General features: G+C 71.6%; 12 protein-coding genes. 6 read left to right on the top strand and 6 right to left on the bottom strand.

Features of this window, described 5'->3' with window-relative positions; all coding sequences use genetic code 11:
* Window positions 1–119 precede the first annotated feature (119 nt).
* On the top strand, window positions 120–2,465 hold the full coding sequence (locus tag H6726_11575; protein MCB9658276.1) for an MASE1 domain-containing protein: 2,346 nt from the start codon (window positions 120–122) through the stop codon (window positions 2,463–2,465).
* On the opposite strand, the gene H6726_11570 is transcribed toward H6726_11575, so the two are convergent.
* From H6726_11570 to H6726_11560, 3 genes are all read right to left on the bottom strand, one after another.
* Window positions 2,453–3,346 (bottom strand): alpha/beta fold hydrolase, encoded by an 894-nt coding sequence (locus tag H6726_11570; GenBank protein ID MCB9658275.1) that lies wholly within the window; start codon window positions 3,344–3,346, stop codon window positions 2,453–2,455. The genes H6726_11575 and H6726_11570 overlap by 13 nt on opposite strands.
* Complete coding sequence (locus tag H6726_11565) at window positions 3,343–5,973, bottom strand: carboxypeptidase regulatory-like domain-containing protein (protein ID MCB9658274.1); 2,631 nt, start codon at window positions 5,971–5,973, stop codon at window positions 3,343–3,345. Before H6726_11565 ends, H6726_11570 begins: the two co-directional genes overlap by 4 nt.
* Window positions 5,974–6,115: 142 nt before the next feature.
* Complete coding sequence (locus H6726_11560; GenBank protein ID MCB9658273.1) at window positions 6,116–6,880, bottom strand: glutathione S-transferase N-terminal domain-containing protein; 765 nt, start codon at window positions 6,878–6,880, stop codon at window positions 6,116–6,118.
* 132 nt (window positions 6,881–7,012) lie between these two features.
* Here H6726_11560 and H6726_11555 point away from each other — a divergent pair, with 132 nt between their 5' ends.
* Window positions 7,013–7,897 carry a glutaminyl-peptide cyclotransferase gene (locus H6726_11555; GenBank protein MCB9658272.1) on the top strand — a complete coding sequence of 295 codons (885 nt, stop codon included), beginning with the start codon at window positions 7,013–7,015 and terminating at the stop codon, window positions 7,895–7,897.
* Here the strand turns inward: H6726_11555 and H6726_11550 are convergent.
* Window positions 7,863–8,678 (bottom strand): site-specific DNA-methyltransferase, encoded by an 816-nt coding sequence (locus H6726_11550; protein MCB9658271.1) that lies wholly within the window; start codon window positions 8,676–8,678, stop codon window positions 7,863–7,865. The two genes, H6726_11555 and H6726_11550, sit on opposite strands and share 35 nt — an antisense overlap.
* Window positions 8,679–8,779: 101 nt before the next feature.
* Here H6726_11550 and thiS point away from each other — a divergent pair, with 101 nt between their 5' ends.
* From thiS to H6726_11530, 4 genes are all read left to right on the top strand, one after another.
* Window positions 8,780–8,989: a sulfur carrier protein ThiS gene (gene thiS, locus H6726_11545; GenBank protein ID MCB9658270.1), complete on the top strand. Its 210-nt coding sequence runs from the start codon at window positions 8,780–8,782 to the stop codon at window positions 8,987–8,989.
* 151 nt (window positions 8,990–9,140) lie between these two features.
* Window positions 9,141–9,938 carry a thiazole synthase gene (locus tag H6726_11540; protein ID MCB9658269.1) on the top strand — a complete coding sequence of 266 codons (798 nt, stop codon included), beginning with the start codon at window positions 9,141–9,143 and terminating at the stop codon, window positions 9,936–9,938.
* A gap of 37 nt (window positions 9,939–9,975) precedes the next feature.
* Window positions 9,976–10,308 (top strand): hypothetical protein, encoded by a 333-nt coding sequence (locus H6726_11535; GenBank protein ID MCB9658268.1) that lies wholly within the window; start codon window positions 9,976–9,978, stop codon window positions 10,306–10,308.
* Window positions 10,309–10,313: 5 nt separating this feature from the next.
* A complete protein-coding gene (locus tag H6726_11530) occupies window positions 10,314–10,979 on the top strand; it encodes a thiamine phosphate synthase (GenBank protein ID MCB9658267.1) in 666 nt (221 codons plus the stop codon).
* On the opposite strand, the gene H6726_11525 is transcribed toward H6726_11530, so the two are convergent.
* Both H6726_11525 and sppA read right to left on the bottom strand, forming a co-directional pair.
* Window positions 10,969–11,937, bottom strand: a complete 969-nt coding sequence (locus H6726_11525; protein ID MCB9658266.1) for a hypothetical protein — start codon at window positions 11,935–11,937, stop codon at window positions 10,969–10,971. The genes H6726_11530 and H6726_11525 overlap by 11 nt on opposite strands.
* A 70-nt stretch (window positions 11,938–12,007) precedes the next feature.
* Window positions 12,008–13,705: a signal peptide peptidase SppA gene (gene sppA / locus H6726_11520; GenBank protein ID MCB9658265.1), complete on the bottom strand. Its 1,698-nt coding sequence runs from the start codon at window positions 13,703–13,705 to the stop codon at window positions 12,008–12,010.
* Between the last annotated feature and the right edge of the window lie 25 nt (window positions 13,706–13,730).

Raw genomic sequence — 13,730 nt, 5'->3', positions numbered from 1 at the left:
GACGAGGCACCCCGGGGGCTGCGCCTAGCCACCATCCCTGGATCGGGGCACACTGGGACCGCGAAGCGAGCGGTGCCCTGACCCCCACCCGAAAGACCACCTGGCAAGCGTCCGGACTCGTGTTCGCCGGCTACGTCGTGGGCGGCGTGCTCGGGCTGCGTCTGTCGTCCGTGGTCGATGCGGTGACCCTCGTCTGGCCGCCGACCGGCATCGCCATCGCTGCGGTCGTCGTGTACGGCCGCGCCATGGTCCCCGTGGTGTGGCTCGGGGCGCTCGCCGTCAACCTGCTGGCTCGCACGGATCCGCGCGGTGCGCTGTTCATCGCGACCGGCAACGCGCTCGAGGCCCTGTGTGCTGGCTACCTGCTACAGCGCACCGGCTTCTCAGGGCGCTTCGACGTCCGGCGCGAGGTGCGGGACTACGCGGCGCTCGCGTCCCTCCTCGCGCCCCTCGCGTCGGCGCTGGTCGGCGCCTCGGCCCTGGTGGTGAGCAGCGCCGTCACGCCGAGCGACTGGCCCCGGGTGCTCGCGCTGTGGTGGGCTGGTGATGCGACGGGCGCGCTCATCGTGGGCCCTCTCGCGCTGACCTGGCTGCGCCCAGGCCGGCGCGTCCCTGCGGGTCACTGGGGCGTGGCGGTGCTCTTGATCGTATGCGCGTCGGTCGTGGCGTTCGGGACCCCTGGGGTTCCAGTCGAGTTCCAGAGCGCGCTTCTCCTGCTTCCCATCATGGCGCTGGCATGGGCCGCGCTCGAGCTGGGCCCTCGGGGCGCGGCCACGGGATGTGCGCTCGTCTGCTCGCTCGCAGTAGCCGGCACGGCCATCGCACACGGGCCCCTCGCGAGCCCTGGCGGCGCGCTGGCACCAGGCCCTCTGTGGCTGTTCATGACCTCCGCGGGCGTGCTCTCGCTGCTGCTCACGTCGCTCAACGCCGAGCGGGGCACCGCCGAGGCCGCCACCCGCGCAAGCCAGGCACGCTTCGCGAGCGCGTTCGACCACGCGCCCATCGGGATGGCCATTCTCGGCTCCGATGGAGCGGTCGTGGACGCCAACCCGCAGATGGCCCGCATGCTCGCGACCACCACGGCCGCGATGGTGGGGCAGCCGGTGACGAGCTGGCTCGAGACCCCCATCGACGCCGTGCGGGAGGCCACCGCAGCCGCCAGACCGCTCGACCCTCCGCCGTGCGTGTCCGTGGTGGACGCCCGGGGGCAGACGCGCAGCTGGAACGCGCGCGTCACCGCGGTGCCGTTGGGCCGCGAGGAGCAGGCGCTCCTCCTGCAAGCGGAGGACGTCACGGACGCGCAGGCCAACGCCGCGAGTCTCCGTGCGCTGAACGAGCAGCTCGTCCACGCCCAGCGGATGGACAGCGTGGGGAACCTCGCCGGCGGCATCGCCCACGACTTCAACAACCTGCTCCAAGCCATCGGGGCCAACCTGGAGCTGGCCCGTCTCGAGGGAACGAAGGGAAGCGTCCGGGCCCAAGCGCTGAGCGGAGCGAGCGACGCCGTCCAACGCGCCGCCACCCTCACCAGCCGCTTGTTGGCGTTCAGTCACCGGTCGCCCGTACAGCGCGTTCCGGTCGACCTGAACAAGACCCTTGCGCGCGCGCGCGACATGCTGGCCCGCCTGCTGCCGGAGGACGTGACCCTCGACGTGCAGCTCGAGTCGGAGCCCGCCTACGCGCTGGCCGACGAGACGCAGCTCGAGCAGGTGCTGATGAACCTGTGCGTGAACGCCCGCGACGCCATGCCCGCAGGGGGTCGCATCACGCTGCGCCTCTCGCAGACGGAGGACCGCATCGTACTGAGCGCCTGCGACGAGGGCCCCGGCATCCCGGCCGACCTGCGTGCGCGCGTGTTCGAGCCGTTCTTCACCACGAAGGAGCGTGGGCGCGGCACGGGCTTCGGCCTGTCCATCGTGTTCGGCATCGTGCGCGCCCACGACGGGGACATCCGCATCGAGGACGCGCCCGGCGGGGGCGCGTGCGTACGCATCTCGCTGCCTCGGACCGACGAGCGCCCCGTCGAGACCGAGCGCCCGCCGCGAGCGAGCACGAGCGCGCCGCTGCGCGTCCTCATGGCGGAGGACGAGCCCTTGGTGCGGAACGCGCTGGTGCAGATGCTCGAGGGAGAGGGCCACACCGTGCTCGCCGCAGAGGACGGCGCCGCGGCGCTGGAGCGGTTCAGTCAGGAGCAGGGAAGCGTGGACGTCCTACTCTTCGACGTACGCATGCCACGCATGACGGGCCCGGCTGCGCTCCGCGCCATCCGCGCGCGGGAACGCCACTTCCCCGCCGTCCTCATGAGCGGATACTCGGGAGACGAGCTCGACGTGGGCAGCGGCGACCTGGCGAGCGTGGAGCTGCTGGAGAAGCCCTTCGAGCTGAGCGCGCTGAACGCGGCGCTCACGCGAGCCACTCGAGGCCACGCACGCCAGACCTTGCAGCCGACCGCTCAGAGAGGATAGCGACCGAAGAATTCGAGGAGGCGGGCGCTCACCCGCGCCGGCTGCTCGAGCTGCAAGAAGTGCCCCGCCGAAGACACGACGTCCTCGCTGAAGTCCGACGCAAAGAAGCGTCGTTGCCCGCGCATCATGGCGGGGCCGATGCAGCCGTCGTCCTCGCCATGCAGGTAGAGCGTTGGGACCCGGATGGGGGTCGAGAGCAGGCGCAGGACGCCAGGGAGGTCGCGCAACGAAGCGCCGGTCACCCCCGACTGCGGGCGATACCAGGCGAGCGGCTGCGGCATGGAGGCATCGAAGCATGCCCGCAGCTCGTCGAAGTGGGCCTCCGGGAGCGTGTAGCCGGGCGACCAGACGCGCCACAGTCGCTTGATGAAGGCGTAGTCGTCGCGCGGGACCACGGCGTTGGCGAGCGGCACCAGCTGGAAGAAGCCCATGTACCAGCTGCGCCGAAGCTGCGCGGGGCTGGTCAAGCCGTTCACCAGGAAGGCCCGGATGTGCGGCACGGACATCGCGGAGCACGCGCGAAAACGCGACGGGGCACGCGCCGTGAGGGCGTACGTGACCACCGCCCCGAAGTCGTGCCCGACCAGGTAGAGCGGGCGGTCCGGCGACAGCACGCGGCAGGCCTCGAGGACGCGATCCGTGATCTCCAGCAGGTCACCGCTGCGTGGGGCCGGCGACGGGTGGTAGCCAGGGAGGTACGGAGCCACCACGCGCAGGCCCCGCTCCGCCAGCCGCAGAGCCACGGGCTCCCAGCTGAGCGGGATGTCGGGAAATCCGTGCAGGAGCAGGGCGACGGGGGCGTCTGGGCGGGACGTGCCCCACGTGAGAGCGTGCAGCTGGGCGCTGGGGAGGGCCAGGGTGGTCATGGGGGAGCGGGTCACGGCTCGAAGAAGATAGGGTTGGTCACTCCGAAAGGCATGCGCCCCGGATGCACGGGCGCCAGGTCCGTGTCTCCAGCCGCCACGAAGACCGCCCAGGTCGCCGCCCCGCCCGTCGGGACCGCCACGTCCGCGTCGAAGCGCTGCACGGGGTCGAGAGGATCCACCGTGCCCGCGTCCAGCGTGATGGTCTCGACCAGCGTGCCGCCGACGTAGACGCGCAACGTGTCCACGTCGACCCACTGAGGCGCCTGCACCCGCACGCGGACCAACTCGTCTGCGGCGGCGCTCGTCACCACGTCACCGGGACGCGCCCCGGACGCGTGCCGCGCGGTGACGTGCACGCCTCCGTTGACGACGCTGTGCCCTGCCGCCATGGCATCGCGCAGAACCCCGGGCCCCATGCTGCGCAGCGCAGTGGGCTCATCGGTACCCACCCGCGCGCAGGTGCGCGGATAGCCGAGGGGGATACCGAACACCTGATGCGTGTCCGACGAGCCCACCGCGAACACCCGGGTGCCGCGATTCAGGAAGGCGAACCAGTCGGCCACCAGGCTCGGGTTCTCGTCGAAGCTCGAGTCGTTGAACACCTCGAGCAGGTCGAAGTCCGCGCTCCACAGCTCGGGGACGGACGCCGTGTTGGTCTGCGAGTCGTAGCCCGCTGCCGTGAAGTACCCGAGCAGCGCGATGCCCTCGCGCGCGTGGTTGGCGATGACGAGGGGCGAGTCGCCGTCCACCTCGCGGGCGTGCACGCTGTCGAACACCTGCTGTGGCGACCGGCCCACCCAGTCGACGGCGCCGTTGTTGTGCGCGGCGTCGTCCACCTCGAGCGGGAAGACTCCGAAGTGTCCGTAGTCGAAGGTGGTCAGCTCCAGCGAGACCACGCCGTACAAGAACTCCGTGAGGCCCATCGAGGCGATCAGCGGCTCGAAGTCCGCCACCCACTCGTGGTCGGAGCGGAGGGGCACCTCGAGGCCCTCGGCGGCCGCCGCTCGCACCTTGAGCGCAGCGTCGTCTTCGGCGTCGAACGAGCGGTTGGTGTGGATGTGGAAGTCGCCACAGAGTTCGTCGCTGGAGTCCACGACGTGCTCGAGATCCGCCGTGACCGTGGTCGTCTGGCCCGCGCTCACGACGACGTCCTCGGTGTGCAGCTCATACTCGTAGCCACGCGAGACCGTCACCCGATACTCCCCAGGGGGCAGCGTGTAGTGGCCGTCGTCGAGCGTCTGGAAGGCCAACGCGGACAGGCCGTGAGGGGGCAAGTGCTCGCCCCACGCGCCCGGGGTCGAGGGCGCGCTGCCGTTCAGCGGCGCGATGGCGACGCGCGCTGGCAGCGCGTCGTCGGTGCCCGGCACCCGCGCGGCGACGGTCAGCGTGCCGACCGCGGGGTAGGCGACAGCCACGCTCGTCGCCTCGGCGGCCACGTCCACCGCCCCCGAACGACCGAAGCCATCGAGGTACGCCTCGAGCTGGTGCTCCCCATCAGGCAGGTGAACCTGCGCATCACCGTTCGCATCCGTCACGGCTCGGGTCACGTAGTCGCCCGCGCCGGTCTGAACATGCACCCTGGCGCCCTCGAGGCCTGCGCCATCGGCGTCGGTGACGTGCACCGCGACCGAGCGCAGCGTCTCCCCGCGGGTCCGCGCGATGCTGGCCAGCACGCTGTCGAAGCCCTGCTCTCCGATGTGGACGCGCCCCACCACCTCGCTGTGGACGGAGCACGCAGGCAGCTCGTAACGGGGGCCCGCGTAGAACTGCAGGTTGCTCACGGAGAGCAGCGTGTCGATCACGCCGGCGGGCGACTCCCACGCGTAGCTGGTGCCCTCGTCGTCGACGAACACGAGGTAGGGGAACTCACCGGACTGTGTGTCGGCCCCGACGGTGGGCGCGAAGACGGGCATGCGGTTGGCCTGGACCGCGAAGAGCGCGTTGCTCACGACGGTGGCGACGGCGTCGCTCGCGTTGGCCGCGTGGATGGTCACCTCGGCGAACTCGGCCCCGGCGTCGAGCGAATAGTCGATGGCCACCTGCCAACCGTCGTGGTTGCCGCGGAGGATGATCTGAAACAGGTCCGGCAGGAACGCGAAGGAGCGCATCGTGCCCACGACGCGGACCACGGCAGTGCGCCCGCGCCCGCCGGCTTGCAGCACGGTGGCGCTCTCGGGGTGGATGGCGTAGAGCCCCATGGTGGGCACGAGCTCCCCGTAGTCGGCCACGTCGACGATGCGACCGTCGCGCATGCGGCCCAACCCCACGATCATGCCACCCTCTTCGTGGAAGTGGTCGGACGGGCGCACATCTTCGACGATCAGCGCGACGTGCTCGTTCGCGAGCACGAAGTCACGCGCCCGGTACGTGTTGAGGCCGCGCGGATCATCGGGGAGGTGCTCGAGGTCGAGCCGTCCCGCGCGGACCTCGTCGGGACGCACGGCCAGAGGCTCGGCGTGGCCATCGTCGCCCTCTGCGAACACGACGGGTCCCTCGCAAGGATCCCCCTCGGCGATGGGCCGCATGCTGGGCGCGTCGCTCCCACAGCCCAGCTGAATCAGGGACGGACAGAGGAGGAGCACGCCCGCGAGCGACGGCCGCAGCCGGCGCCCCATGGCAGCGAGGACGAGAGACGTTTCCATCGGCGCGAGAGCGTAGCAGGAACCGTCGTGTTCCCCGAGGGTGTTCGCGCGGCTCGGGAATCGTGGGGACGACTCTTCACCATGGCCCGCCGGAACGCGGACGTCGGACGAAGCGTTTGATGGCTTCGGTGCACGGCGCCGATCAGCGAGCGTAGGTTCGGTCGAGGTACTCGAGGATGGCCCGCGACTCGTAGAGCGCCGTCGATGTGTTGGGGTCGATCAGATAGGGAACCTGGATTCGACCGCCCCGCGCGAGCAGCTTTTCGCGCTTCCCCCCCGGCACGGGCGCGTATGGCTTGCCGAACGTCAGGGTCTTCCCCGCAGGGCCGATGTCGGCGCGCTGCTCCTTCCCCAGGTTGTGCAGGAGATAGGCCAGCTCCAGCTCGGTCAGGCGCTCACGCACCAGGCGACTGAAGGGACTCGACTCGAAGCTGTACAGCTCGAGGTCCTGCGCGGCGGGCCGCCCCTCGGTGGCGCGCAGGCCGCGGCCCTTGCGGACGCGCGTCGCCAGCTTGGAGCTGGTAGCTCCGAAGCGATAGCGCAACGGCACGCGCGGGTCGTCTGGCCGATACGTCACGAAGAGGTGCCGCAAGATGGCGCCCTTGCCCTGCGCCACCACGTCCGCTCCGGCGTCGTGCAAGAGGGGTACGCGAGCGCTCCCGCCCCCCAGGGCTACGAGCGCGCCGCGGTGGCGCTGCCCCCCCTCCGGCACGGGCACGATGCGCAGGTCCACGTCCAGCTCGGTCAGCGCTTCACGCACGAGCCGGCTGTCGGCGTCTCCCTCGGCGTCGAACAACGTGAGCGTGCCTGGGGGGACCGGGAGCCTGCCCAACACCATGCTGCCGTACCACTGCCGCACGCTCGAGGCGGCGATGGAGCTGTTCACTGCGCTCTTGTGTCGTCCCATGAGCGCCGGGATACCATGAGCCCAGCGCCAAGACGCTGCTATTCTCGGTCGGTGAGCAGCTCTCCACCGCCCTCGTCCACCCGCCCGTCCCCGCCGGAGCAGGCCCCTCCCCGCAGCAACCGCCTGACGTGGATGGCCCTGGGCGCCGTCCTGCTCGTGCTCGGCGCGGTGGTGTATCAGGTGCGGCAGCGCGAAGGCGAAGCCGCCGCACAGGGTACCGTCGTGCAGGTCGCAGCCCGGGAGGAGCGCCCCGCCACGAGTCCAGGTGTGCCTCCCGGGGCCGCGGCGAACACGCCCGAGCGGCTACGCGTCCACGTGCTCCGGCGCCTGCCTCACGACCCTTTGGCCTTTACGCAAGGGCTGTTCGTCCACAGCGACGGACGCGTCTTCGAGAGCACGGGTCTGAACGGGCGCTCGTCGGTGCGCGAGGTGGTGCTCGAGACGGGCGAGGTCTCACGCAAGCGTGACGTGGACGCACGGTACTTCGCCGAGGGGCTCGCGCTGGTCGGTGACCGCCTGCTGCAGCTGACGTGGCAGGACGGCGTGGCGTTCGAGTACGACCTCGAGACCTTCGCGCCCCGGCGCGAGCTCCACTACACCGGGGAAGGCTGGGGCCTGTGCTACGACGCGGGGCAGGACCGCCTGGTCATGAGCGACGGCTCGAACCGCCTGGTGTTCCGTGACCCCGCCACCTTCGACGCGCGCGGCGAGGTGCGCGTCACGCGCAGCGGCCGGCCCCAGCGTATGCTGAACGAGCTCGAGTGCGTGGACGGCGTGGTCTACGCGAACGTCTGGCAGACCGACGAGATCGTCCGCATCGACCCCAGCGATGGGGAGGTCACGGCGGTGATCGACGCGCGCGGCCTGCTGACCCCCGAGGAGCGACGCACCACGGACGTGCTCAACGGCATCGCCTACCTGCCCGAGAGCGGACACTTCCTCATCACCGGCAAGGAGTGGCCCGCCATGTTCGAGGTGACGTTCAGCCCCGCGAGTGCCCCAGCCGCCGCTCCATGACATCCACGGCCGCGGGGTTCTCGTCGAGCAGCACGTAGCCGCGCCCGTGCGCCGCCGCAGCCGCGCCCGTGGTGCCGCTGCCCGCGAAGAAGTCGAGCACGACGTCACCCGGCTCGGTGTGCACCTTGATGAAGCGCTCCAGCACGCCGAGCGGCTTCTGCGTGGGGTACCCGGTGCGCTCCCTACCGCCCGGCGGCACGATGGTGTGCCACCAGACGTCGGTGGGGGTCTTGCCGCGCGCTGCTTTCTCTGGGCCGACCAGGCCCGGCGCCATGTACGGGATGCGATCCATGGCCTCGAAGTCGAAGACGTAGCGCTTGGGGTTCAGCGCGTACCAGAGGATGGTGTCGTGCTTGGCGCTCCACCGGGACTTGCTGCGCGCGCCGTAGTCGTAGGCCCAGATGATCTCGTTCATGAACGAGGCGCGCCCGAGCAAGCGGTCGAGCGCCACCTTCACGTAGTGGGCCTCGCGGTAGTCCAGGTGGACGAACAGGGAGGCGTCCTCCGTGAGGCACGGCAACGCGGCCTCGATGCGCGGGATGAGGAACGCCAGGTAGTCGTCGAACGCGTCCGCGTAGCGCTGCGTGTCCCCCGCGGCGTCGAGTCGGTAGCGTCGCCCAGCGAAGCCTGCGCGCCCCTCCTCGTCTGCCATGGCGCGTACGGGCGAGAGGGACTGCGTCTTCCCCGTGTTGAACGGTGGGTCGATGTACGCGAGGCGCGCGAACCCCCGCGGCAGGGTCGGTAGCAGCGCGAGGTTGTCGCCCAGCAGAATGCGGCGCACGGGAGACGACGCGTGCGCGGAAGGTGGCGGAGGAGTGGTCACGCGGAAGGGGCCAGGCGCAGCGTGCGCGCAGACGCCGAACGGTCTACCATGAGCGCCCCATGAAGCTAGTTCAGGTCACCGTCAACGGCGAAGCGCGCGACGTGGAAGAGGGCAGCACGGTGCGCGCGCTGCTCGAGTCCCTGGGGCTCGGCGACACCCTCGTGGCCGTCGAGCGGAACCGCGAGATCGTGCCGCGCGCCCAGCACGCGACCGCCACGCTGAGTGGCGGAGACCACGTCGAGGTCGTGCACTTCGTCGGGGGGGGCTGACCCGCGAGGCCAGCAGAGGGCGCATCGAGCGCGCGGACCGTCCACGGCTGGACGGCAGGTCGCACGACCCGCGTCGCCCCAAACGCGCCCCGGCGAGTGAGACCCGCGAAGCGGGAAGCAAGAACCGAGAGCCGAGAGCCGAGAGAAACCGATGAGCGAGACACAGACCGACGACCTCCTGCGCCTGGGCGACTTCACCTTCCGGTCGCGCCTCCTGACCGGCACTGGCAAGTACCCGGACCACGCGACCGCCAAGGCCGCGCTGGCCGCGTCGCAGTGCGAGGTGGTGACCGTCGCGGTGCGCCGCGTGGACCTGAGCGTGCGGGGCGAAGGCAGCGTGTTCCAGCTGCTGAGCGAAGGCGGCTACACCATCCTGCCGAACACGGCTGGCTGCTACACGGCCGAGGACGCGGTGCGCACCGCGCGCCTGGCGCGCGAGATGCTGGACACGCCACTGGTCAAGCTGGAGGTCATCGGCGACGAGCGCACACTCTTCCCGGACGTCCCCGCCACGCTCGAAGCGGCCGCCATCCTCGTGAAGGACGGGTTCACCGTGCTGCCCTACTTCAACGACGACCCCGTGGCGGCGCGCCGCCTCGAGGACCTCGGCTGCGCGGCCGTGATGCCGCTGGCGGCCCCTATTGGGAGCGGCCTCGGCGTGCGCAACCCGTACAACATCGAGATCATCGTCAAGCACGCGAACGTCCCCGTCATCGTGGACGCCGGCGTGGGCACGGCCTCCGATGCGGCCCTCGCCATGGAGCTCGGCATCGACGGCGTGCTCATGAACACGGCCATCGCGAGCGCCAAGAACCCCGTGCTCATGGCGTCCGCCATGCGCAAAGCGGTCGAGGCGGGCAGAGAGGCCTTCCTTTCTGGTCGAATTCCGAGGAAACTCTACGCGACCGCCTCGAGCCCCCTCGAGGGCGTCATCGGCTCGGACCACTGAGCGCCCGTCTCTTTCCGCCCGGAACCCTGGATCCAACGTGAAACTGCTGATCGCGACCTTGTTTGCACTCGCCATGGGGAGCGCGCCCTTTCAGTGCGCGGCGGACCCCGATCCCGAGCGGCGCATGACCGACACCCCCGCGGAGGCCCTGTTCGGCCTCAGCGAGCTCTTCGAGGCAGAGGGCAACGAGGCGGCCCGGCGGACGACCCTCGAGACGATCATCGAGCGCTACCCGAGCTCGCGGGAAGCCGCGCGCGCCCAAGACATCTTGAGCGGCGGTGACGGCGCGGAGGAGCCCTCGGGCGCCGAGCCCCCTGCAGACGAGGCCGGTCCCGAGTCGGCGGCAGCGACCACGCCCAGCCGAGGCTGAGGCGCATGAGCGGGGGAGCTGGGCCAAACACCGAGCGAACTTCGGTGGGCCCCTCACGCCCTGCGCCAGCGAACCTGCTGCCGCGCCTGATGCTGGTCACGGACCAGGACGCCGAAGATCCGCTGACGCCGCTCGTGCGCGCCCTCACTGGCGAGCACGTGGACGCGACGCGCGTGCTGGTGCAAGTGCGGCTGGCGCGCTGGGATGGGGTGGCACGGCGCGCGGCCTGCCAGGCCCTGAGCGACACTGGCGCCGCCGTGGTGGTCAACGACGATCCGGCGCTAGCCCGTGAGCTGAACCTTGGCGTGCACCTGCCGGAGCGGGCGGGTACGGTGTACGCGGCACGCGCCGAGCTCAGTCCGCACGCGCTGGTCGGCCGCTCCTGCCACGACGCCGAGGGCCTTGCGCGCGCGGAGGAGGAGGGGGCCACCTACGTGACGCTCGGGCCCGTGGGCGCCGTCCCCCACAAGGGCGCGGGCCGCGGCGTCGCGTGGCTGACGCGGCTCGCGCAGCACACCAGCCTGCCCGTCCTGGCGCTCGGAGGGGTCTCGCTGCAGGACGTGCGCCCGCTGCGCGACGGGGGCGTCTACGGCGTGGCGGTGATGCGGGCCGTCCCCGGCGCCGCGGATCCGGCCGAGCTGGTTCGGACGCTGTTGGACCTCACTCGCTGACCAGGGTGACGGACACGCGAACCAGCACGCGTTCGGTCGCGACGCGCAAGCGAGGGACTCGCACGTCGTCCCGCAGCGCATCGGCGATGCACCGTGCGCCCTCGGCGTCGCCCAACGTGCTGAGCTCGACGTCGGCGGCGCGGACGTCACCCGTGCTTCCGTCCACGGTCAGGCGCACGACGACCATCGCGTGCGCACGCGCACCCCGTGCCAGCGCGGGCTCGTAGCAGCGTCGGGCGATATGCGCCGCGCGGCCGCGAACCGGGTCGATCCACGCAGCCGCCGGGCGGACGCCGCGGTGTGCGCTGGTCGGGTCTCCGAACACGACGCGTGGCCCCTCTCCAGGGACCTCCACGCGCGCGGGGTCGTCGGCCCACGCCCTCAGCCGGTCGTACTCGGCGCGAACCACCAGCGCCCCGTCCGCGTCCAGCAGCTCCAGGTAGGCCAGGTCACCGCGCACCAGGCTCTGAGTGGCGGGTCCCCGCACGAGGCAGGCGCGCGCGGGCTGCCCATCGAAGCCGAGGAAGAAGCCCACCCGCAGTGCGCCACGGGCGGAGCGCTCGCGCAGCGTGGCCGCGCCCTCTTCGTCCACTGGGAACTCGAGCCGTTCGAGACCCGAGGGGAGGAAGGCCGCGACCCCAGCGAGCACGCGCAGGCTCGGTCGCGCATCGACGGGGAGCGCACCACGTCCCTCGTCGTAGGCCGCGAACTGCCAGTCTCCGCTCTCGACCATGACCTGATAGAGCCGCCGCGGGCCGGTGTCGCGCGCCCCTTCGCAGGCCTGCTCGAGCCCACCGTAGTCGCTGACGGGTGAGCCCCCGCGCGGAGCCTGCGCCGCGACGTTGGGGCTCGCGGCGCAGAGGCCGAGCGTCCCTGCCAGCAGCCCCACGAGCAGCGTCGTGGTGGGCGCACGGTCGAGGCGCAAACGAACGGGGGCTGGCTGCACGTGAGGAGGCATCGCGGAGACGCTCGCGCGGACGCCCCAAAGCGTCAAAGAAGCGGCGCTCGGCGCGGATCCGTCGCGCGCGTCAGCGCACCTCGATGCTGTAGGGTGCAGCCGCCAGCACGGGGTCGTCGCAGAGCAGCAACGGAGCCGCGCCCACGTCTGCCACCCGCGGCGAGATGCGTCCCGCGATCTCCAACCAGAGGGCGTACGACGCGGCCTCTCGACTCTGCGCGCCTGCCAAGGTGGAGAGCGCCTCGAGGACGCCCGCTTCGCGCGGCCACTCTTCGGTCGGAGCGTCGGCGGGCAGCTCGGCCAGCTCGCGGGCACGCTGCAGGGCTGCGGTGAAGCCTCCGAGCGTGTCGACCAACCCAGCCCGGTGACCCGCGACGCCGCTCATCACCCTGCCCTGCGCGACCGCGTGGACGTCCGCGCGCGGCATGTCGCGCGAGCTCCCGACCCGACGCAGGAAGCGCTCGTACGCGGAACGCAAGAGGGCGGTGACCGCGCCACGCTCGTCTTCCGTGAGGCCGCGGGTGGTCGTCATCCACGCCGCGCGCGCGCCGCGCGTGATGACCACTGGCCGCACGCCGAGCCGCTCGAACAGCCCCGAGGCGTCCGCCTTGCCGCCGATGACGCCGATCGAGCCCACGATGGACGCGGGTTGCGCATAGATCTCACGCGCAGCGCTGGCGATGTAGTAGCCGCCGCTGGCCGCCACGTCCCCCAACGACGCCACCACGGGCTTGCGCCCAGCGAGGCGCCGTACAGCGTGCCACATCCGGTCACTGGCCAGCGCGGAGCCCCCTGGGGAGTCGATGCGCAACACCACGGCGCGGACGTCGTCGTCGTCCGCCAGCCGGCGCACCTCGGTCACGAACGGCCCGCTGACGGCGTTGGCGCCGCTTGCGGTCTCGCCGTCCACGATGTGGCCGGTCACATGCACGATCGCCACGTGCGGCCCTGCCACCGCCTCCGCGTCGTCGCCGCCTGCCACCAGCTGCAGCAGCCGGCCGAGCCCCTCTTGGCGTTGGATGGGCAGCTCCAGCCTGCGAACCTTCGCCACGTCCCCTGCGACGCGCGCGTGCTCGCGCGCCTCATCGTCGAAGGCCACCGCGTCCACCAGCCCCGCAGCGCGCGCGGCCTCCGCGCCGTAGGGTCCCGCGTCGATCGCCGCTGCTGCCCTGCCCACGTCTCCCTCGAAGCGTCGCGCGACCGCGTCGACCAACGCCGCGTTGACGTCGTCGAGCAGCGCCCCGGTCGCCTCGCGCGCGGCGGCGGGCATGTCGGTCTCCGTGAAGACGTCGCCAGCGCTCTTGAAGCGACCCATCGCGATGACCTCGGCGCGCACGCCCACGCTCTCGAGCAGCTCACGCGCGTAGAACACCTGAGCGGCGACCCCGACCAGGTCGAGGTGGCCCGCGGGGGTCATGCTCAGCCGGTCACACGACCCCGCCGCCAGCGCGAAGCCTGCGTTGTCGAGGCTGTCGAAGTGACAGTGTACCGGCTTCCCGGCTTCCCGCACTCTCGCGATGGCTTCGGCCAGGTCGGCGACGGTGCCCCACGCCCCCCCCATTGGACCGAGACGCAGAAACAGCCCGCGCGCGCTGTCTTGCTGCTCGACGAGCCGCAGCTGGGCGAGCACCTGGCGCATGGTGGCGTGACCTCCCCCGCCGAGGCCGGAGCGCGCGGGCCCCTCGGCGGGAGGACCGTGGAGCAGCAGTTCGCGCACCTCGACTTCCCCCAGGCCGCCGGACTCGTCGCGGTCGGGCTCGGTCGACACGGCGCAACGTAGGACGCACGTGGAC

The sequence above is a fragment of the Sandaracinaceae bacterium genome (assembly GCA_020633055.1).
In the GTDB taxonomy this organism is placed as follows: Bacteria; Myxococcota_A; Polyangia; order Polyangiales; family Houyiibacteriaceae; genus JADJJE01.
Note: the sequence above shows the minus strand (reverse complement) of the source record. Positions and strands in the feature narration are given on the sequence as shown.